Here is an 18,723-nt window from a genome sequence, read left to right as displayed (position 1 = left end):
GTGAACGACCGCGCTCCGATCGATGTGTTCCGTGTCCATGGCGGGCGCATCGATCGGGCGCGTGCGATGTTCGGGGGCAACGACTGGATCGACCTGTCGACCGGCATCGCCCCGCATAACTATCCTTTCTATCCGGGTGCAGCCGCGTTTACGGCGCTGCCGGACCCGGACGCCCTGGCCGAACTGGAAGCCGCCGCGCGGGCAGCATTCGCGGCTCCGGACGGAGTTGCCGTTGTCGCCGTGCCGGGCAGTGATATGGCGCTGCGGCTGATTGCGCGGATGTTCGAGGGACGGCAGGTTGCCGTCGTCCGGCCCGGCTATGGCGGTCATACCGCAATCTGGCCGCGCGACCGTCTGATCGAGATTTCCGCCGATGATCTGGAAGAAGCGGCGGCGACAGCGGACGTCCTATTGCTCGCCAACCCCAACAATCCCGATGGCCGGGTGGTTGAGCCCGAACGGCTGGCGAAGCTCGCAACGACGTTGGCCGAGCGATCCGGGTGGCTGATCGTGGACGAGGCGTTCGCGGATATACACCCAGTTCCTCCCCGAGCATGCTCGGGGAGGTGGCAGCGCGAAGCGCTGACGGAGGGGCAATCCGACGGCTCCGCAAACCCCTCCACCATGCTACGCATGGTCCCCCTCCCCGAGCAAGCTCGGGGAGGAATTGCTAACGTCATCCGGCTACGATCGTTCGGCAAATTTTTCGGCCTGCCCGGCCTCCGGCTCGGCTTCGTACTCGCGCCACCCGCGGTTGCACGGACGATCCGCTCATGGCTCGGCGACTGGCCGGTATCCGGCCCCGCAATCGCGATCGGCACCGCCGCCTATCGCGATCTCGACTGGCAGGCGACCCAACGCAACCGGCTCGCGAAAGATGCCGCGCGGCTCGACGCTCTGATCGCCGCAACCAGGCTGACCTCGTGCGGCACGCCCCTGTTCCGCCTGATCGAGACGCAAGGCGCCGACGCCCTGTTCCGGCATCTCGCGGCGGCGCATATCCTGACGCGGCCTTTTGCCGACTATGCACACCGGCTGCGCATGGGTCTTCCCGGCAGCGAAGACGACTGGGCGCGGCTGGCGCACGCGCTGGACGCATGGAGAGGATGACCGATGCCTGAGACCGAAGAAGACTTCGCCCGCCATAATGCCCGCATGCAGCGTGTCCAGCAGGCGCGCGCGAAGATGCAGGCGCGCCGCACCTTGGAGCGCGGCCTGCTGATCGTCCATACCGGCAACGGCAAGGGCAAGTCCTCATCGGCCTTCGGCATGGCGATCCGTAGCCTCGGCTGGGGCATGAAGGTAGGGATCGTCCAATATGTGAAAGGCAATTGGGAGACCGGCGAGAAAACGTTCTTCCAGGCCAATCCCGATCTTCTGACCTTCGAAGTAATGGGCGAAGGCTTCACCTGGGACACGCAGGACCGCGCCCGCGACATCGCGGCGGCGCGCGCCGCCTGGGAACGGTCGAAGGAACTGATCCTCGACCCGGCCTATGATTTCGTGATCCTCGACGAACTCAATATCGTATTGCGGCAGGATAGTTTGCCGATCGACGAGATCGTGGCCTTTCTGCAGGACCGCCCATTGACCAAGCACATTTGCATCACCGGCCGCAACGCCAAGCCCGAACTGATCGAAATCGCCGATCTTGTGACCGAATTCGGCGAGGTGAAGCATCCGTTCAAGGCCGGCTTCAAGGCGCAGAAGGGTGTGGAATATTGAGCCGGCTCCCGCCCCCCAATCCATCGTCTTTCCTCCAAATGCGCGTAAGCGCCGACTTGAGCCCTCTCCCGCTTGCGGGAGAGGGTTGGGTGAGGGTCTTCTGTCTTCTTTTCTTCTTCCGCGCGCTATTTGAATGGAAGAAGGAAGAAGACCCTCATCCAAACCTTCTCCCGCAAGCGGGAGAAGGCTTAAGGGGACGCGATCGCTGCAAATTCAGCGCGTTCGCGGGAATGACGTTTATATGCGTAGCATCCTCCCCCCTCGCCGCCGCGCCGCGCGTCGTTTCGATCAACCCCTGCGTCGACGCCGTGCTGGTGCGGGTGGCGGATCCGGCGCAGATCGCCGGCATCAGCCATTATTCGCAAAATGCCGCCTCGACCTCGATCCCCCTCGATATCGCACGGCGGTACAAGGCGACCTCGGGCACGGCCGAGGAGGTGGTGGCGCTGTCCCCCGACATCGTGATCGCCGGCCAGCACGTATCGCCATCGACCATCCACTCGCTGGAGAAGATGGGGATCAGGCTGGTACAATTGCCCGTTCCCGAAACGATTGCCGAAAGCGAGGAACAGGTGCGCGCGATCGCAGGGCTGGTGGGACATCCCGACCGCGGCGAGCGGCTGGTTTCGGCAATGGAAGGCGCCGTCGTCGCCGCGCGCCCGGCCCGGCCGAGTGCCGTACCGGCATTGATCTGGCAGGGCGGCGGGCTGGTGCCCGGCAAGGGCACACTCGCGGACACGCTGCTGCAGACCGCGGGCTTCCGCAATCTCAGTGCCAGCTATGGCCTCAAGCAATGGGATATCCTCCCGCTCGAATATCTGGTGGCCAATCCTCCACGGCTGCTGCTGTCGGTCGGGCTGGGTGCCGGCACCGGCGACCGGCTGCTGGGTCACCCCGTCATGCAGAAGCTTGGTGGCAGGATCACATTTCGTCCCTATCCTCCGCGCCTGATGAATTGCGGCGGGCCGACCATTATCGACGCGCTCGCGCGTCTCACGCAAATTCGCAAGGAGATGGGACAACCATGAATGCTCCCGCGATCCGCCTCAACATGGCTCTGGCCGCCTGCCTGCTGATCGCCACCGGCTTTTCGCTCGCGGCGGGCAAGGTGTGGATACCGTGGAACGCCTGGACGTTCGCCGATCCGCGCTGGCTGATCATCGCCGAACTACGCCTGCCCCGCACCGTGCTGGCGCTGACGATCGGCGCCGCATTGGGCCTGTCGGGGGCGGCAATGCAAGGTTATCTGCGTAATCCGCTCGCCGATCCCGGCCTGTTCGGCGTATCTTCGGGTGCCGCGCTCGGCGCGGTGCTGTCGCTCTATTTCGGCTATGCGGCGTCAGCTTTGCTCTTGCCCTTGTTCGCCCTGGCGGGCGCGGCGCTGTCGATGGCGGCGCTGGCGCTCCTCGCCGGGCGATCGGGCAGCCTGATCCTGTTCACGCTGGCGGGGATGATCCTGTCGAGCATCACCGGATCGATGACCGCGCTCGCGATCAGCCTGGCACCGACGCCGTTCGCGGCATCGGAAATCATGACCTGGCTGATGGGCGCGCTGACCGATCGGAGCTGGGATGACGTGCGGCTCGCGCTGCCGATCATCGCAGTGGGTTCGGCGATCCTGGCATTCACCGGCCGCTCGCTCGACGCGCTGACACTCGGCGAGCAGGCCGCGCGATCGATGGGGGTCGATCAGAGGCGACTGCAGATGATGATCGTGCTCGGCGTTGGCCTGACGGTCGGCGCATCGGTCGCCTCGGCCGGGATCATCGGCTTTGTCGGGCTGATGGTGCCCCATATGGTGCGGCCGCTCGCGGGCAACCGGCCTTCGGCGATCCTGCTGCCGTCGGCGCTGGGCGGCGCGCTTTTGCTGCTGCTCGCCGACAGCCTCGTCCGCGCGGCCCCGACCGTCAGCGAATTGCGGCTCGGCATTGCGATGTCGATCCTCGGCGGCCCCTTCTTCCTGTTCCTGATGATCCGCATGCGGAGGACGCTGGCATGACCGTGAAGTTGGGACTGGCGGTTGATCGGCTGTCGCTGACGCTCGGGCAGAACCGGGTGCTCGACACGGTGAGTATGGCCTTTGCGCGCGGCCGCGTGACCGTGGTGCTCGGTCCGAACGGCGCCGGCAAAAGCAGCCTGCTCGATTGCCTGGCCGGGCTGCGCCTGCCCGACGCGGGCACGGTGCAGCTCGATGGCATAGCAATCGCCGCGCTCGATCGTCGGACGCGCGCGCAGCGGATCGGGTTGCTCCCGCAAAGCGCCGATGTGCACTGGAATGTCGATGTTGCCACCCTGGTCGGCCTCGGTCGCTTTCCGCATCAGGGCCGCTGGGGCGAAACCCCCGCCGATCGCGAGGCGGTCGCGCGGGCCATGGCAGCCACCGACGTGACGGCCTATGCGACACGCGGCGTCAATCATCTGTCGGGCGGTGAGCGCGGGCGCGTGCTGCTCGCGCGGGTGCTGGCCGGGGAACCCGAATGGCTGCTCGCCGACGAGCCGCTGGCGAGCCTCGATCCCGCGCACCAGCTCGACGTGCTCGATCGCCTGCGCGGCATCGCCGCCGATGGCGCCGGCGTGATCGTGGTGCTGCATGATCTCAACCAGGCGGCGCGAGTCGCCGACGACATATTGATGCTGCGCGAAGGCAAGGTCATCGCCTTCGGCCCCGCCAGCGACGTGCTGACCGAAGCCCGCATCGCCGAAACCTATGGCGTAGCCACGCATATCGGCCGCACCGCCGACGGGCAGGCGTTCGTCATCCCGATCCGACGCACCGGATGATCGCGATCGGAACGGCGGGGCAGTTGGTGGCGATCCTGCCGCTGGAGGCCGTAATCGGCTATCCGATGGCGATGTTGCGTCTTGTCGGCCATCCGGTGATCGCGTTCGGACGGCTGATCGAGACGGGTGAGCGGCACTGGAACCACGGACGTCCTGCGCGAAAGCGGGTTGCGGGTATCGGACTGCTTCTGCTGCTCGTCACGGTATCGGGTGGAATGGCTTGGGCCATCGCAACGATCGCCGGACATGGCTGGGGCACGATCTTCGTCATTCTGATCGCCACGACCGGCCTCGCCCAGCGCAGCCTGTACGACCATGTCGCGGCCGTGCTGCGCCCGCTCAAATTCCTCCCCGAGCTTGTCTCGGGGAGGGGGACCGCCCGAAGGGTGGTGGAGGGGTCTCCGGTGCCCCCCGGTTGTTCCGCAGTCCCCTCCACCGGCTTCGCCGGTCCCCCTCCCCGTTCCGGGGAGGAATTTTTAGGACAGGCCCGCACCGCAGCCTCCATGATCGTCGGCCGCGATACCGAAGCGCTCGACGAGAGCGGAATCGCCGTCGCCGCGATCGAATCGCTGGCCGAAAGCTTCTGCGACGGCGTGGTCGCACCCGCTTTCTGGTTCCTGATCGGCGGCCTGCCCGGCCTCGCGATCTGCAAGGCGATCAATACCGCCGACAGCATCGTTGGCCACCGCGATGCCCGTTACCGCGATTTCGGATGGGCGTCGGCGCGCGCGGACGATCTGGTCAACCTGATCCCGGCTCGCATCGCCGGCCTGCTGATCTGCATCGCCGGGGCGGGTGGCCTGGGCGTGATGCTGCGCGATGCTCGCCACCATGCCTCGCCGAACGGCGGCTGGCCCGAAGCCGCGATGGCGGGCGTGCTGCAACGGCAGCTGGGCGGCGCGGTCAACTATGATGGCGAACCCGCCGAACGCGCGATCCTCGGCGACGGAAGCCCGCCCGAGGCGAACGATCTGGCTCGCGCGCTCGCCGTCTATCGGCGCGCGTGCCTGCTGCTATGGCTGATGACAGGGGGCGTCGCATGGCTGCAATAATGTTGCAGGGTACGGGATCGGACGTCGGCAAATCGGTGCTGGTCGCGGGGCTGTGCCGGCTGTTCGCCAATCGCGGGCTCAAGATATTGCCGTTCAAGCCGCAGAATATGTCGAACAATGCCGCGGTGGCGCAAGGCGGCGAGATCGGCCGCGCGCAGGCGCTGCAGGCACTGGCCTGCCGCGTGCCGGCGACGGTCGACATGAATCCGGTGCTGATCAAGCCGCAATCCGATACCGGCGCGCAGATCGTGGTGCATGGGCAGGTGCGCGGCAATCTCGGCGCCGGCGATTATCAGGGCCGCAAGGGCGAGTTGCTGGGCGCCGTTCTCGCATCCTATGCGCGGTTGCGCGAGCAAGCCGATCTGGTGATCGTCGAAGGCGCCGGCAGCCCCGCCGAGATCAACCTGCGGCGAGGCGACATCGCCAATATGGGCTTTGCGCGCGCGGCGGGGGTGCCGGTGGTGCTGGTCGGCGATATCGATCGCGGCGGGGTGATCGCGTCGATCGTCGGCACCAGGGCGGTGATCGAGCCTGAGGATGCGGCAATGATCCGCGGCTTCCTGATCAACAAGTTTCGCGGCGATATCGCGCTGTTCGACGATGGCTATGCCGAGATCGCACGCCGCACCGGCTGGCCCGGACTGGGGGTGGTGCCATGGCTTGCCGCGGCCCGCTCGCTGCCAGCTGAGGATGCGGTGGTGCTCGATCAGCAGCAGAGCGGCGACGGCGCGGTGACGATCGCGGTGCCGATGCTGTCGCGGATCGCCAATTTCGACGATTTCGATCCGCTGCTGCACGAGCCGCAGGTGCGCCTGAAAATGGTCCCGCCGGGCCAGCCGCTTCCGGCCGACGCCGCTCTGGTGATCCTGCCCGGCACCAAGGCGACGATCGCCGATCTGGGCTTCCTGCGCGCGCAGGGCTGGGATATCGATCTGGCAGCGCATGTCCGGCGCGGTGGACGAGTGCTCGGCATTTGCGGGGGCTATCAGATGCTCGGCACCCGGATCGCCGACCCCGGCGGTATCGAAGGGCCGCCGCAGACCGTCGACGGGCTGGGACTGCTGCCGGCCGAGACTGTCCTGACCGGCGACAAGAGAGTGACCGAGATCGAGGGCATCAGCCTGGCCGACGGCATCGGCTTCAGCGGTTACGAGATCCATTCGGGCCGGACCACCGCGACGGGCACCCGCCCCCTGCTCCGCTTTGCCGACGGCAGCGCGGACGGGGCGCTGAGCGCGGATGAACGGATCGCCGGCTGCTATGTCCACGGGCTGTTCAACCGGTCGGCGCAGCGCGCGGCCTGGCTGGCGCGGATCGGCGCCGCATCGGACGGCGTCGATCAGGCATATCGCGTCGACGCCGCGCTCGACCGGCTGGCGGCGGCGCTGGCCGAAGTGATCGACACCGCAACATTTCTCGCCATTGCAGGAACGGCATCATGATCGACGACAGCAGCATCTGGGCCCATCTGGATGGCCTCGCCAAGCCCCGCCGCAGCCTCGGCAAGCTGGAAAGTCTCGCGGCGAAGCTCGCGGCCGTCCAGCAACGGCTCGATCCGGTCACCAGGCCACGCCGGCTCGTGTTGTTCGCCGGCGATCATGGCGTGATCGCACAAGGCGTTTCGGCCTGGCCCGCTGCGGTGACGGCCTCGATGGTCGATACGATCGCCGCCGGGCGCGCAACCAGCAACGCGCTCGCCGCCGCACAGAATTGCGACCTGCGGCTGGTGGACGTCGGCGTGGCATCGCCACTTGCCGGCAATGCGCCGGGCTGGTTCCGTGCGGCGCGGATCGCGGACGGCACACAGGATCTGGCAAACGGCCCCGCCATGAGCATCGCCGATTTCGATGCGGCCTGGGCGGTGGGGGCCGATGAGGCGAAGCACGCCGCCGACGGGGGCTTTGCCATCGTGATCGCCGGCGAGATGGGGATCGGCAACACGACGCCGGCCGCATGCCTGACCGCGTTGCTGGCCGGCATTCCCGCTAATGCCGCGATCGGGCCGGGTGCCGGAGCCGACGACGCGACCATCGCCAGCAAAAGACGGGTCGTGGCGGAGGCCGTGGCCCGCCTGGGGGGGCGGCTCGACGCCGATCCGCGCGCCGCGATCGCGGCGGTATCGGGTTTCGAGATCGTCGCGATGGCCGGTTTTTTCGCCGCCGCCGCCGAAGCGAAGATCACGATATTGCTCGATGGCTTCGTCGCCACCGCCGCCGCGCTGGTCGCCGAACGACTATCCCCGGGCACAAAGCGCGCGATGATCGCCGCGCACCGATCGGCCGAGCCGGGCCATATGGCCGCGCTGAACCAGCTCGGGCTGACCCCGCTTCTGGAATGGGACATGCGGCTGGGCGAGGGAACCGGCGCGCTGGTCGCGCTACCGTTGCTCGACAGCGCCGCGGCATTGCTGTCGGATGTTATCTCGCTCTCCGAACTTGGGCTGGGCCGTGCCGACTGAGCCGCCATGGTGGGCGCCGCCGGCAATGGCGATCCAGTTCCTGACCCGCATCCCCGTCCCCGCCACCGCTCGCCTCGATCCCGATACGGCCCAACGTGCGCTGAGCAGAAGCGTAGGCTGGTTCCCGCTCGTCGGCGCGCTGATCGGGACGATCACCGCCGGCTTCATCCTGTTGTCGGGCCTGCTCTGGCCGCGCATCGTCGCGGTGCTGATCGGCCTGATCGTCGAAGCGCGGCTGACCGGTGCCTTCCATGAAGATGCCGTTGCCGATTTCTGCGATGCGTTCGGCGGCGGATGGGATGCCGAGGCTGTCCGGCGGATCATGAAGGACAGCCGGATCGGCAGCTATGGCGCGCTGGGGCTGGGGCTGGCCGTGGCCTTGCGGGCGGCCCTGCTGATCGCCTTGCCGGCACCGCTGATCGCCCCCGCGCTGATCGCGTCCGCGACCTTTGGCCGGCTGATGCCGGTGGCGGTGATGGCGCTGGTTGCGCCCGCGCCGGCCGGCACCGGCATCGCCAAGGACATTGCCGCCAATGTCGGCCTGCGGACGATATTGCTGGCGATACTGACCGCGCTGCCGGGCCTCGCCTGTTTTGCGGTCCGCATGCCGATGGCGATGGCGATGGCGACCGTCACCGCCATCTTCTTCATCTGGTGGTTTCGCGGTCTGCTGATCCGGCGGATCGGCGGCTGCACCGGCGACTGTCTGGGTTTCGCGGCTTATGCCGGGCAGATCGGGCTGCTGCTGGCCGCCACAGCGTCGTGACCGCCCGGATCTTGCTCATCCGCCACACCGCCGTCGCGAAGCGATGGCACGGAATCTGCTACGGCATCAGCGATGCCGGACTCAGCATCGAAGGCCGGCGGCATGCGCAGCGTCTCGCTGCTGAACTGGCGCGCGAGAACGTGTCTGCCGTGATCCATTCCGGCCTCAGGCGGGCGAGCATGCTGGCCACCCTGATCGCGCGTCGCCACGGCATTACGCCGGTCACCGATGCGCGATGGCGGGAGCGTGACTTCGGCAGCTGGGAAGGCCACAGCTGGAACGCGATCTGGCGCCAGACGGGTGACGAGATGAACCGGATGATGCACGATCCGGACGACTATCGGCCCGGCGGCGGCGAATCCGGCGCCGATCTGGCCGGCCGGGTAGCGGCGGCTTTCGCCGACTTGCCGGCCAACGGCACGGTCATCGTCGTCAGCCATGGCGGCCCGATCGCCTCGCTGCAAGCCTGCAGGGCGCGGCGCCCGCTGACCGAGGCGATGCGTTTCATTCCCGAACCAGGCACGATAATCGCATTGCCACGATGAAGGTCAACGTGGCACCGATAGGGCTAAGTTAACATTCTATGTTTACATCAGAGTAGCAAACCCGTGAGCGGGCGATATCGGCGGGAAGTTTGGCGTGACGACTCAGCACAGGAATCCCGGCTCCGCGATCGAAAATGATGCTGGTATTCGGTCACCGCCTTCCTCATCGCGGCGCAAACCGTCTTGCCGCGAAAGATGTTCGGCCAGATGATGCAGAAGGCGGATATTGACCGCAGGCCGAAACGCAAGAACAAGCAACAGATGTTGAAGCGAACGGATGCCCTGCTGAAGGATGCCCAGGGCATTGCGCGGATCGGCTTCTGGCAATTGGATGGAGACACGCTGGAACTCGTCTGCAGCGAGGGAATGCTTGAGCTGTTCGAGTTCGAAGACAATGGTTCCTTCGATCGATACCGCTATGCCGATCGCGTTCATCCCGACGATCGTCCGCTTTTGGATTCGGCATTCCGCACGGCCATAAAAGCGGCGTCGCGATTGGATGTTCAACATCGGGTAATTCGACGAGATGGGAGCATCCGCCATTTCCGCGTGATGGGCAGGGTCGATCGGCATGATGAGGGCCATTGGCGCATTGTCGGAACGACGCAGGACGTTACCGAAATGGTCTGCCAGGAAATTGCGCTCCGCGAAAGCGAACGCCGCCTGACGGCTACCATCGAGGCTTCCCCGCTACCACTTGTCCTCAATGATCAACAAGGTCGTGTCATCTATCTGAACGCGGCGTTCTGTCGTGCGTTCGGCTATCAGTTGTCCGAAATACCCACGTTCGATCATTGGTGGCCGCTCGCGCATCCCGATCCGGATTGCCGGCTCCGAATTCAGGACGAATGGCGTTCGCGCCTCATCGAAGCAACCGCATCGGGCACCGCCTTTCGTCCGATGGAAATCAGCATTCGCGCGAAGGATGGTTCCTATCGAACGGTCGTTGCAACCGCCACGCCAGTGGAGCCGACCACGGACGGACTGCTGCTTGTCGCGCTCTATGACATTACCGACCGCAAGCGGCTGGAAGAACAACTGCTTCACCATGGCCGCTATCTCCAATCGGTTATCGATGCGAGCCCGACCGCGCTTGCCATGTTCGATGCCGACCGTCGGCTGATTGGCGTTAACCAGCGCTTCTACGAGATCCACCAGATCGGTCGCGAAGACGAGTTCACGCCCGGCAAGGACAAGTTCGACGATCTTGCGCGTTACCTGCATGCGCGCGGGGATTTTCCGAAACATTCGGTGGAGGCGTTCGTCACACTATGCATCGAACATATCAATCGTCGGCAACATCTCCGCTTCGAGCGCAAGACATTCCAGAATCGCGTGATGGAGTTTGAGTGCATCCCTCTGGAAGCCGGTGGCACGCTGATTTCGTGCATGGACATTACCGATCGCGCACGCAAACTCGACGACGCCCAGATCGCAGCGCTCCATGATCCTCTGACGCTGCTCCCCAACCGGCGTGCACTTGAAAGCCGCTACGATGGCATGATGACCGATCAACCGGCCCGTTCGACACTGGCCGCGCTTCTGCTCATCGACCTCGATCGCTTCAAGGCGATCAACGACAAGTTCGGTCACATCTATGGCGACCTCCTCCTCATCGAAGTTGCCGATCGGCTGCGGGCCTGCGTTGGAAATACGAAGTTGGTCTTTCGTCTGGGTGGTGACGAATTCATCGTCCTGATCAGCGGATCCACAACCGACAATGCCGATGCCAGGGAGGCCGCGGAGCGTATCGCAAATGATATTTGCGCATCGCTGTCACGTCCCTATCGCCTGCAACCCGCGGCGGAAGAGGGGACCGAATATGAGGAATGCACCTACGAATGTTCGGCCAGCGTTGGCGGGTGGGTACTGCCCCCCACCACCGTCTCGTTGACCATCGCGATAAAGAAGGCTGACGAGGCCCTGTACCGCGCAAAAAGCCTCGGCAGGAACGCCATCCTTATCCATTGACGGGCAATAGCTGCGTAAGGCCAGCGCGTGGCGCGACCAGTGCTCACCGTGATGCGCGCTCAGGCCGGATCTGGCTGGGGCGGGAGGATTCGAACCTCCGAATGGCGGCACCAAAAGCCGCTGCCTTACCACTTGGCGACGCCCCAGCAGCCGTCCGGCGGGCGCCCTTATAGGCATCGCGCGCGCGATGGGAAGCCTCGACGATCATTCCCGCTTGGGTTAGGGCGTTGGCGGCGACTTACCAGGGTGACTCATGGCGATATTGGTGACGGGTGCTGCGGGTTTCATCGGTTTCTATACGGCGCAAATCCTGCTCGCCCGTGGCGAACGGGTGATAGGGATAGACAATCTCAACGACTATTATTTCGTGAAGCTGAAGCATGATCGCATCGCCGCGCTGAATGCGATGGGCGGCGATTTTCGATTCGTCGAATGCGATTTCGGCGACGAACATGCGCTGGAGGCGGCGATAGCGGGCGAATCGATCGATCGAATCGCCCATATCGGTGCGCAGGCCGGCGTCCGCTATTCGCTGCAGAATCCGCGGGCATATGTGCACAGCAATCTCGTCGGTCATGTCAACATTTTGGAACTGGGGCGGCAGGCCGGGGTGAAGCATATCGTCTATGCTTCGTCATCGGCCGTTTATGGCGGCAATGACAGCCTGCCATTCCGGGTCGAAGACAGGGTGGATCAGCCGCTGTCGCTCTATGCTGCGACGAAGAAGGCCGACGAGTTGATGAGCGAATCCTACGCCCATCTCTATCGCATTCCGCAGACCGGGCTTCGCTTCTTCACCGTCTATGGGCCATGGGGCCGGCCCGACATGGCGGTGTGGCTATTTACCGATGCGATATTGCGCGGCCGGCCGATATCGGTGTTCAATAGCGGCGCGATGCGGCGCGATTTCACCTATATCGACGATATCATCGCCGGGGTGATCAGCGCACTCGATAATCCGCCCGCCGATGACGGCCAGACCAAATCTGGCGGCAGCCGATCGCCCCATACCATCTATAATATCGGCAACAACCAGTCCGAGGATCTGGGTGAACTGATCGATACCATCGAGGCCGCGTGCGGCCGCCCGGCGATTCGCCAGATGATGCCGATGCAGCCCGGCGATGTGAAGGAAACGTTCGCCGACATCAGCGCGATCCAGCGCGAACTGGGCTTCCGGCCGACGACCGGCATCAAGGTCGGCATACCGCGCTTTGTGTCCTGGTTTCGCGACTATTATGGGATGAACTGACCATGCGGAAAGTCATCCCAATCCTGATCGCCCTGCTTCTGCTTGGCGCGTGCGGCCACAAGAACAAGCCTGTGCCGCAGACCGAAGATCTCGGCGCGCCGCAGATCGCCACCAGCCTGGATGATGCAGGGCTGCCCGTCGACAAATCGGATCAGATCACCGCGATCGATGCCGCAACGGGCGATGCGAGTGGCATGCCGCACGATGGCGGGGCCGCCATCGTCCATCCGAAAGCCGGATCGCAAAAATCGACCGAGGCCGACGATGCGCCGCCGGCGGATGCCCCTCCGCTCGTCGCCCCGGCCGCCCCGACCATCGCACCTCCGGCGACTGCGCCGGCGCCGGCGCAGTCGCCGAACTGAATGATGGGCTTACATAAAGGAGCATGACATGGCGCAGGATGAGGTGATGGCCCGGGCGATCATGCTCTATGATCGCTTCACCCATGGCCGAGGGAACCGCCGCGCCTTCATGCGCGACATGACCCGATTGGCGGGCGGCGCGGCAGCGGCGCAGATGCTGGTCACCGCCATCGCGCCCGACGCGGCAGCCGCAGCGATGATCGCCGAGGACGACAAGCGACTGACGAGCAAAGACGTCACCTGGACGGGTGCCCACGGCCATATTCTGGCCGGCTATATGGCAATTCCGAAAAAGCATCCGAAGAAGCCGGCGGCTGTACTCGTGGTCCACGAAAATCGCGGACTTCAACCTTATACGCGCGATGTGGCACGCCGACTGGCTGTGGCCGGCTTCGTCGGACTGGCGATCGATTTTCTTTCGCCGCAGGGCGGCACGCCGGCGGATGAGGACAAGGCCCGCACGATGATCGGCGCGCTCGACCTGCCATCGGCCGCGGCCGATGGTATCGCGACGATCGACTGGCTCGCGCACCATCGCCTGCTGAACGGCAAGGTGGGCGTCGTCGGCTTCTGCTGGGGCGGGGCGATGGTCAATCGGCTCGCGGTCGGCGCCGGCCCGGCGTTGACGGCCGCCAGTGCTTTTTACGGTCCGACTCCGCCACCCGCCGACGCCGCGCAGGTCAAGGCAGTGATGCAGCTTCATTATGCGGGCAGCGACGACCGCGTGAATGCCGGCGCCGGCGCCTGGGCCGACGCGCTGAAGGCCGCCGGAGTGCAGGTCACGCGCTACGATTATCCGGGAACCCAGCACGCCTTTCACAATGACACGTCCGCTGCGCGCTACGATGCCGCCGCAGCAGCGCTGGCCTGGGAACGGACAATCGCCATGTTCCGGGAAACGCTGGCGTGAGCGGCAAGGCGCCTCCCGTCAGCCTGTATCGGTAGCCTCCGCCCGAAGCCGACGTCGCCAGCGCCATGTCAGCAGAAAGATGCGCGGGCCTTCGACCAGATAGCGGCGCCAGAGACGCGCCGGGTCGTTCACCAGCCGATGGAGCCATTCGAGCGACGTCCGCTGCATCCAGCGCGGCGCACGTCTGGCGCGGCCCGTCAGGAAATCGATCGACGCGCCAATGCAGAGCGCCGTACCGGAGGCGCCCGGCATTTTCGCCATCTCCTGAGCGATCAGCTCCTGCTGCGGTGAGCCGACCGCGATCAGGGTGAACCGAGCGGGATGATCGATGGCGAAGCGCACCGCCGCGGCACGGGCCGCGGGATCGGACCGCAGGGCCATTGGCGGAATGTGCTGATCGATCGCGATATCCGGCCGGAGTGCGGCGAGAGCGGTCCGCGTCGATGGATCACCACCGATCAGGCAGATGCGATCGCCGGGCCTCAATATTTCGCGGATAAGCCGCGCGGTCAGATCGCTTCCCGGCACCACCGGCAGCGCAACGCCGCACATGGCCGCGAGCCGCGCCAGAATTCGGCTGTCGCACAAGCACCAGCCGGCATTCGCATAAGCCTGATGTTCCGGTCCGGCACGATCGAGCCGCGACAAACGGACGACATGATCGACATTCGGGGTGACCAGGTAGCGAAACAATGATCGGGCGGTGCAGCTCTGTAGCTCCGCAACGACCTGCTGCTCGGTCAGCGGATCGAATGCGAGATCGAGAAAGGTGCGTCTCAGCACGAGGCCAGCGTCTTTCCGGGATGGATTGCGGCACCGGGCATCACATTCCTACCGGCAAAAAATAGCTGTACCCGTGCCGCAGCCACAAAAAAGCCCGGCGCAATGGCCGGGCTCTTTCGGTCGACAGGCGCATGTCGCGGTTAGCGACGATCGCCCATGAACTGCAGGAGGAAGGTGAACATGTTGACGAAGTCGAGATAGAGCGTCAGCGCGCCCATGATCACCGTCTTGCCGACCATGTCCGAACCGGCCACGTGGAAGTAAAGGCTCTTGATCTTCTGGGTGTCATAAGCGGTGAGGCCCGCGAACAGCAGCACGCCGATGAAGCTGATCACGAGGTTCATGACCGGTGAGCGCAGGAACATGTTGATCACCATCGCTACCAGCAGGCCGACCACGCCCATGATCAGGAAGGTGCCGAATGCCGACAAATCCTTCTTGGTGGTGTAGCCGAACAGGCTGAGGCCGGCAAAGGCCGCAGCGGTCGCGAAGAAGGTCTGCGCGACCGAGGCGCCGGTATAGACCAGGAAGATCGACGACATCGACAGGCCCATCACCGCCGCGAAAGCCCAGAACAGCATCTGTGCCGAAGCGGTCGACAGACGGTTGATCCCGAAGCTCAGCACCATGATGAAGCCCAGAGGCGCCAGCATGATCACATATTTCAGCAGACCGGGGCCGCGAAGGATCGGCTCAGCCAGACCCGAATTGGCGAACAGCATCGCGACGATGCCGGTCAGCAGGACGGCGGATGCCATGTAATTGTAGATCGAGAGCATGTAGGACCGCAGCCCAGCATCGTAAGCCGCGTCGGCCACGCCGACCCGCGTTGCGCGCGGCGCCGCAGTCGATCGGGGGTCAGACCAGTTTGCCATGATGTAAAAACTCTCCATGAAGAATGGCGACAGCGCCACTCGCGTAACAATATCGGCTGAAGCCGTCTTCTTTTCAAGCAGGCCGCCCGTGAATATGTTCTGAACAGGGTTGCGCCGGGCGGTATCCGGCCCGACATGGTCCCATGTTTCGACTTTTCGTTGCCCTGCGGCTGCCACGCGCAATGCGCCAGGCGCTCGTCGCCATGATGGGTGGACTGCCCGGCGCACGCTGGCAGGGTGACGACCAGTTGCACCTGACGTTACGCTTCATCGGCGAGGCCGACGCACATCAGACCGCGGATATCGCGGCGGCCCTGGGATCGATCCACCATCGGGCCTTTGCATTGACGCTCGATGGCACAGGCTGTTTCGACAAGCGCGGACGGATCGATGCGCTGTGGGCCGGCGTGACCCCGCACGATGCCGTCCGCTCGCTTCGCGATTCGGTCAACCGCGCGCTCGCCGGCGTCGGCGTCGCCCCCGATCCGCGCGCCTTCGTACCGCACATCACGATCGCGCGCTTCTCGCCCCGTAATGCGCCGATAGCTCCGCTACCCCCGGGGCTGCTGATGCCACCCCCGGTGGAAGGGTTTTTCGACAGCTTCAACCTGTATGAAAGCGACCTTGGATCCGAAGGATCGACCTACTCGATCCTCGAACGCTACCAGCTGGACTGAATCGTCAGTCAGACGTTCCGAAGGGACTTCGGAATGTTTTCGGCCGCGATAGATCGCCGTAAAATCGCGACCGCCATAGAAGAATTGTTCGAGATCAACAATCGCCTCCGGACGATAGACGACATCAACCTCGGGCATCGGCGAACAACCGTTTAAGCCGCTCATCGACCTCGGAATCGGTAAGACTGGGGCGCGGATCGTCGATCGAACGCCGAATGCGAGCCTTGATCGAGGCGATCCGTTCGGCATCTTCCACCCGCTGGGCTTGCCATAGGCGAACGGCAGCTCGCAGGCGCTTCGCTGGTCGAGGCATATTCGCCGGCTTCTACGCTCGCGCGGATCGCCCCGACCTGTTCTACAGTCATCGTAACGCTGATCTTTTCGCCATGCGACATGGACTCAAGCCTCCTTGAACTTGAGTAGTATAAAATCGTACCGCGGGCGAGATTCGCGATCGTCGACCGCTACACCTTCACCCCTTGATGACCCCGCAGGCGATTCGGGCGCCCGCGGCGCCGGCTGGATCGGTCTTATAGTCGTCCGCCGTCTCGTGGATGACGACAGCCGCGCCGTCGGTATCCAGCAACGGCATCTCGCCGCCATGCAGCATCCCGCCTGCGATGACCGCATCGAGCGAGCCCGTACCATCCCCGCCGACCGTCATGTTCGGCATGTCGCCCATATGCATGCCCGCCGGATTGTCGCGGCCGTGCTGCTTCATCGTCGGGTTCCAGTGGCCACCGGCGCTCTTGAAGTCTGGCGCCGTACACAGGCCGACCGTATGAACATGCACCGCGTGCACGCCAGGCGTGAGGCCCGCCGCGTGAACGGAGATGTGAAGGCCGTCCTTGCCCTGCATTACCATCGCATGGCCCTTGATCACGCCTTGGGTGTCGACCAGATCCGCCATGGCCTGGCCCTTGCCTGTCATGCCCATCTCGGCCGTAGCGGGGACTGCGGCGGCGACAAGCGCCATACCGACGACAGAAGCGAAAACGCGCATCACATTTCTCCTCATCGAATGGCCCGCTCATAGCATGAAGGTCGTCCCCGGTTATGCCAAAAAAGCAGACGCCCTCCCCCGGCCTTGCACCACGGCGCTTTACTCGCCGGCCGGAGGGGTTAACTCTGTCAGGCATATCGACGGATCCCGGACGGATCCGATGTGACGGGGGAATCTATGGTGGCATCGGGGACGGACCAGCGGATCGTGGTGGTGGGCCTGGGCTATGTCGGCCTGCCGCTGGCGGTCGCGCTCGCCAAGCACTTCCCGACGACCGGCTTCGACATCAGCCCGGAACGCATCGCTGAATTGCAGCGAGGCCATGATCGCACCCGCGAGGTCGATCCCGAGGCGCTGGAGGCATCCTCGATTGTACTGACCGCCGATACATCGCAAGCATCGGGTGCCGACATCTATATCGTGACCGTCCCGACACCGGTCGATGACGCCAATCGTCCGGACCTGGGCCCGGTGATGGCCGCCACCCGCACCGTCGCCGGGCTGATCCGCCCGGGCCTCGACACGATCGTAATTTATGAAAGCACGGTCTATCCGGGTGTCACCGAAGACGTTTGCGGCCCGGTCCTCGAGCAGATTTCAGGGCTGAAGCGCGGCGTGGACTTCTTCCTCGGCTATTCGCCGGAGCGCATCAATCCGGGCGATCGCGAACATACGGTCGACCGGATCATCAAGGTCGTGGCGGGCGAAAATCCCGAAATTCTCGATCGGGTGGCCGACATGTACGGCCGTATCACCAGCGCCGGCGCATTCCGCGCCGCATCGATCAAGACCGCCGAAGCCGCCAAGGTGATCGAAAATGCGCAGCGTGACATCAACATCGCCTTCATGAACGAGATCACCCAGATCTTCGCCAAGCTCGACCTGTCGATCTGGGATGTCCTCGAAGCCGCCGGCACGAAATGGAATTTCCTGCGCTTCCAACCCGGGCTGGTCGGCGGTCACTGTATCGGCGTCGATCCTTATTATCTCAGCCACTGCGCACAGAGCGTCGGGCATCTTCCCCGCGTGATCCTGGCCGGCCGATCGATCAACGATTCGATGGCCTCATGGGTCGCCGACGCGATTCATACGCGGCGCAAAAGCCGGATCGGATCGGTGTTGATATTGGGCGTCACCTTCAAGGAGGATGTTCCCGATCTGCGCAATTCGAAGGTGTTCGATGTCGTACGACGGCTGCAGTGGCTGGGCCATACCGTCACCTTGCACGATCCGCTGGCCAATGCGGCCGAGGCCGCCCATGAATATGATGCAAAGCTGTCGCCAGACGCTCTGGCGGGGCAATATGACATCGTCGTGGCGGCGGTGCCGCACCGATCCTACAAGGATCTCAGCGATGACGCCATCAAGGGGCTCGTAGCCGGTGACGGCCTGCTCGCCGATCTCAAAGGCATCTGGCGCGATCGGGCGCTGCCAGCACAGATCGAACGCTGGACTTTGTAGTTAGAGCATCGTGCCGTTAATCTGATCCATACCCAGCTTTGACGAAGAAGTTGGAGCATTCGTCGGGTTGATAGAGGTGACATATGTCGCCGATGGCATCGA

General features: G+C 64.6%; 19 protein-coding genes, 1 tRNA gene and 1 pseudogene. 17 read left to right on the top strand and 4 right to left on the bottom strand.

The genetic code is table 11. The annotated features are described in order from the left end of the window. The 12 genes and pseudogenes from BLS13_RS14360 to BLS13_RS14310 all read left to right on the top strand — a co-directional run bounded on the left by BLS13_RS14360 (window position 1) and on the right by BLS13_RS14310 (window position 11,298). The gene (locus BLS13_RS14360) at window positions 1-1,110 is read left to right on the top strand and encodes an aminotransferase class I/II-fold pyridoxal phosphate-dependent enzyme (protein WP_256325892.1); all 1,110 of its coding nucleotides are present in this window, start codon (window positions 1-3) and stop codon (window positions 1,108-1,110) included. A 3-nt stretch (window positions 1,111-1,113) separates the two neighbouring features. Further along, the gene (cobO, locus tag BLS13_RS14355; RefSeq protein WP_093453143.1) at window positions 1,114-1,725 is read left to right on the top strand and encodes a cob(I)yrinic acid a,c-diamide adenosyltransferase; all 612 of its coding nucleotides are present in this window, start codon (window positions 1,114-1,116) and stop codon (window positions 1,723-1,725) included. Window positions 1,726-1,955: 230 nt separating this feature from the next. Continuing rightward, a complete protein-coding gene (locus tag BLS13_RS14350; RefSeq protein ID WP_093453140.1) occupies window positions 1,956-2,753 on the top strand; it encodes an ABC transporter substrate-binding protein in 798 nt (265 codons plus the stop codon). Continuing rightward, the gene (locus tag BLS13_RS14345) at window positions 2,750-3,724 is read left to right on the top strand and encodes a FecCD family ABC transporter permease (RefSeq protein WP_093453138.1); all 975 of its coding nucleotides are present in this window, start codon (window positions 2,750-2,752) and stop codon (window positions 3,722-3,724) included. The genes BLS13_RS14350 and BLS13_RS14345 overlap by 4 nt, the downstream gene beginning before the upstream one ends. Beyond that, window positions 3,721-4,506 carry an ABC transporter ATP-binding protein gene (locus BLS13_RS14340; RefSeq protein ID WP_093453136.1) on the top strand — a complete coding sequence of 262 codons (786 nt, stop codon included), beginning with the start codon at window positions 3,721-3,723 and terminating at the stop codon, window positions 4,504-4,506. The genes BLS13_RS14345 and BLS13_RS14340 overlap by 4 nt, the downstream gene beginning before the upstream one ends. After that, window positions 4,503-5,558, top strand: a complete 1,056-nt coding sequence (locus BLS13_RS14335) for a cobalamin biosynthesis protein CobD/CbiB (RefSeq protein WP_093453134.1) — start codon at window positions 4,503-4,505, stop codon at window positions 5,556-5,558. The genes BLS13_RS14340 and BLS13_RS14335 overlap by 4 nt, the downstream gene beginning before the upstream one ends. Next, complete coding sequence (locus BLS13_RS14330) at window positions 5,546-7,000, top strand: cobyric acid synthase (RefSeq protein ID WP_093453132.1); 1,455 nt, start codon at window positions 5,546-5,548, stop codon at window positions 6,998-7,000. The genes BLS13_RS14335 and BLS13_RS14330 overlap by 13 nt, the downstream gene beginning before the upstream one ends. Then, window positions 6,997-8,016: a nicotinate-nucleotide--dimethylbenzimidazole phosphoribosyltransferase gene (gene cobT, locus BLS13_RS14325; RefSeq protein ID WP_093453130.1), complete on the top strand. Its 1,020-nt coding sequence runs from the start codon at window positions 6,997-6,999 to the stop codon at window positions 8,014-8,016. Before BLS13_RS14330 ends, cobT begins: the two co-directional genes overlap by 4 nt. Next, window positions 8,006-8,782, top strand: a complete 777-nt coding sequence (locus BLS13_RS14320) for an adenosylcobinamide-GDP ribazoletransferase (protein WP_256325891.1) — start codon at window positions 8,006-8,008, stop codon at window positions 8,780-8,782. The genes cobT and BLS13_RS14320 overlap by 11 nt, the downstream gene beginning before the upstream one ends. Further along, window positions 8,779-9,327: a histidine phosphatase family protein gene (locus tag BLS13_RS14315; RefSeq protein WP_176943594.1), complete on the top strand. Its 549-nt coding sequence runs from the start codon at window positions 8,779-8,781 to the stop codon at window positions 9,325-9,327. The genes BLS13_RS14320 and BLS13_RS14315 overlap by 4 nt, the downstream gene beginning before the upstream one ends. 195 nt (window positions 9,328-9,522) lie before the next feature. Next, window positions 9,523-9,870: pseudogene (locus BLS13_RS21220) on the top strand (PAS domain-containing protein); the annotation flags it as partial. Between the two features lie 9 nt (window positions 9,871-9,879). Further along, window positions 9,880-11,298, top strand: a complete 1,419-nt coding sequence (locus BLS13_RS14310; protein WP_256325909.1) for a diguanylate cyclase domain-containing protein — start codon at window positions 9,880-9,882, stop codon at window positions 11,296-11,298. A gap of 71 nt (window positions 11,299-11,369) precedes the next feature. On the opposite strand, the gene BLS13_RS14305 is transcribed toward BLS13_RS14310, so the two are convergent. Next, window positions 11,370-11,444 (bottom strand) — tRNA-Gln (locus BLS13_RS14305). Between the two features lie 107 nt (window positions 11,445-11,551). On the opposite strand from BLS13_RS14305, the gene BLS13_RS14300 reads away from it, so the two are divergent. The 3 genes from BLS13_RS14300 to BLS13_RS14290 are packed head-to-tail and all read left to right on the top strand — an operon-like array spanning window position 11,552 to window position 13,822. Continuing rightward, on the top strand, window positions 11,552-12,550 hold the full coding sequence (locus tag BLS13_RS14300) for a GDP-mannose 4,6-dehydratase (RefSeq protein ID WP_093453125.1): 999 nt from the start codon (window positions 11,552-11,554) through the stop codon (window positions 12,548-12,550). A 2-nt stretch (window positions 12,551-12,552) separates the two neighbouring features. Further along, the gene (locus tag BLS13_RS14295; RefSeq protein WP_093453123.1) at window positions 12,553-12,912 is read left to right on the top strand and encodes a hypothetical protein; all 360 of its coding nucleotides are present in this window, start codon (window positions 12,553-12,555) and stop codon (window positions 12,910-12,912) included. A gap of 28 nt (window positions 12,913-12,940) precedes the next feature. Beyond that, window positions 12,941-13,822, top strand: a complete 882-nt coding sequence (locus BLS13_RS14290) for a dienelactone hydrolase family protein (protein ID WP_093453121.1) — start codon at window positions 12,941-12,943, stop codon at window positions 13,820-13,822. A gap of 18 nt (window positions 13,823-13,840) precedes the next feature. Here the strand turns inward: BLS13_RS14290 and BLS13_RS14285 are convergent, their stop codons facing one another. Beyond that, window positions 13,841-14,605: a WecB/TagA/CpsF family glycosyltransferase gene (locus tag BLS13_RS14285; RefSeq protein ID WP_256325889.1), complete on the bottom strand. Its 765-nt coding sequence runs from the start codon at window positions 14,603-14,605 to the stop codon at window positions 13,841-13,843. A 140-nt stretch (window positions 14,606-14,745) separates the two neighbouring features. Then, on the bottom strand, window positions 14,746-15,480 hold the full coding sequence (locus tag BLS13_RS14280) for a Bax inhibitor-1/YccA family protein (RefSeq protein ID WP_093453331.1): 735 nt from the start codon (window positions 15,478-15,480) through the stop codon (window positions 14,746-14,748). A gap of 143 nt (window positions 15,481-15,623) precedes the next feature. On the opposite strand from BLS13_RS14280, the gene thpR reads away from it, so the two are divergent. Then, the gene (gene thpR / locus BLS13_RS14275) at window positions 15,624-16,157 is read left to right on the top strand and encodes an RNA 2',3'-cyclic phosphodiesterase (protein ID WP_093453120.1); all 534 of its coding nucleotides are present in this window, start codon (window positions 15,624-15,626) and stop codon (window positions 16,155-16,157) included. A 472-nt stretch (window positions 16,158-16,629) separates the two neighbouring features. On the opposite strand, the gene BLS13_RS14265 is transcribed toward thpR, so the two are convergent. Then, window positions 16,630-17,160, bottom strand: coding sequence for a superoxide dismutase family protein (locus BLS13_RS14265; RefSeq protein WP_093453118.1), 531 nt, complete (start codon window positions 17,158-17,160; stop codon window positions 16,630-16,632). A gap of 177 nt (window positions 17,161-17,337) precedes the next feature. On the opposite strand from BLS13_RS14265, the gene BLS13_RS14260 reads away from it, so the two are divergent. Then, a complete protein-coding gene (locus tag BLS13_RS14260; protein ID WP_093453116.1) occupies window positions 17,338-18,621 on the top strand; it encodes a nucleotide sugar dehydrogenase in 1,284 nt (427 codons plus the stop codon). The last annotated feature ends 102 nt before the right edge of the window (window positions 18,622-18,723 follow it).

This window comes from Sphingomonas sp. YR710, assembly GCF_900101455.1.
GTDB lineage: Bacteria > Pseudomonadota > Alphaproteobacteria > Sphingomonadales > Sphingomonadaceae > Rhizorhabdus.
The sequence above is the reverse complement of the archived record's forward strand: the minus strand, read 5'-3'. Positions and strand labels throughout refer to the sequence as shown.

Coding starts and splice junctions, on each gene's coding strand:
- cobO (WP_093453143.1), top strand. CDS start 1,114: ATGCCTGAGACCGAAGAAGACTTCGCCCGCCATAATGCCCGCATGCAG.
- BLS13_RS14350 (WP_093453140.1), top strand. CDS start 1,956: ATGACGTTTATATGCGTAGCATCCTCCCCCCTCGCCGCCGCGCCGCGC.
- BLS13_RS14345 (WP_093453138.1), top strand. CDS start 2,750: ATGAATGCTCCCGCGATCCGCCTCAACATGGCTCTGGCCGCCTGCCTG.
- BLS13_RS14340 (WP_093453136.1), top strand. CDS start 3,721: ATGACCGTGAAGTTGGGACTGGCGGTTGATCGGCTGTCGCTGACGCTC.
- BLS13_RS14335 (WP_093453134.1), top strand. CDS start 4,503: ATGATCGCGATCGGAACGGCGGGGCAGTTGGTGGCGATCCTGCCGCTG.
- BLS13_RS14330 (WP_093453132.1), top strand. CDS start 5,546: ATGGCTGCAATAATGTTGCAGGGTACGGGATCGGACGTCGGCAAATCG.
- cobT (WP_093453130.1), top strand. CDS start 6,997: ATGATCGACGACAGCAGCATCTGGGCCCATCTGGATGGCCTCGCCAAG.
- BLS13_RS14310 (WP_256325909.1), top strand. CDS start 9,880: ATGGGCAGGGTCGATCGGCATGATGAGGGCCATTGGCGCATTGTCGGA.
- BLS13_RS14300 (WP_093453125.1), top strand. CDS start 11,552: ATGGCGATATTGGTGACGGGTGCTGCGGGTTTCATCGGTTTCTATACG.
- BLS13_RS14295 (WP_093453123.1), top strand. CDS start 12,553: ATGCGGAAAGTCATCCCAATCCTGATCGCCCTGCTTCTGCTTGGCGCG.
- BLS13_RS14290 (WP_093453121.1), top strand. CDS start 12,941: ATGGCGCAGGATGAGGTGATGGCCCGGGCGATCATGCTCTATGATCGC.
- BLS13_RS14280 (WP_093453331.1), bottom strand. CDS start 15,480: ATGGCAAACTGGTCTGACCCCCGATCGACTGCGGCGCCGCGCGCAACG.
- thpR (WP_093453120.1), top strand. CDS start 15,624: ATGTTTCGACTTTTCGTTGCCCTGCGGCTGCCACGCGCAATGCGCCAG.
- BLS13_RS14265 (WP_093453118.1), bottom strand. CDS start 17,160: ATGCGCGTTTTCGCTTCTGTCGTCGGTATGGCGCTTGTCGCCGCCGCA.
- BLS13_RS14260 (WP_093453116.1), top strand. CDS start 17,338: ATGGTGGCATCGGGGACGGACCAGCGGATCGTGGTGGTGGGCCTGGGC.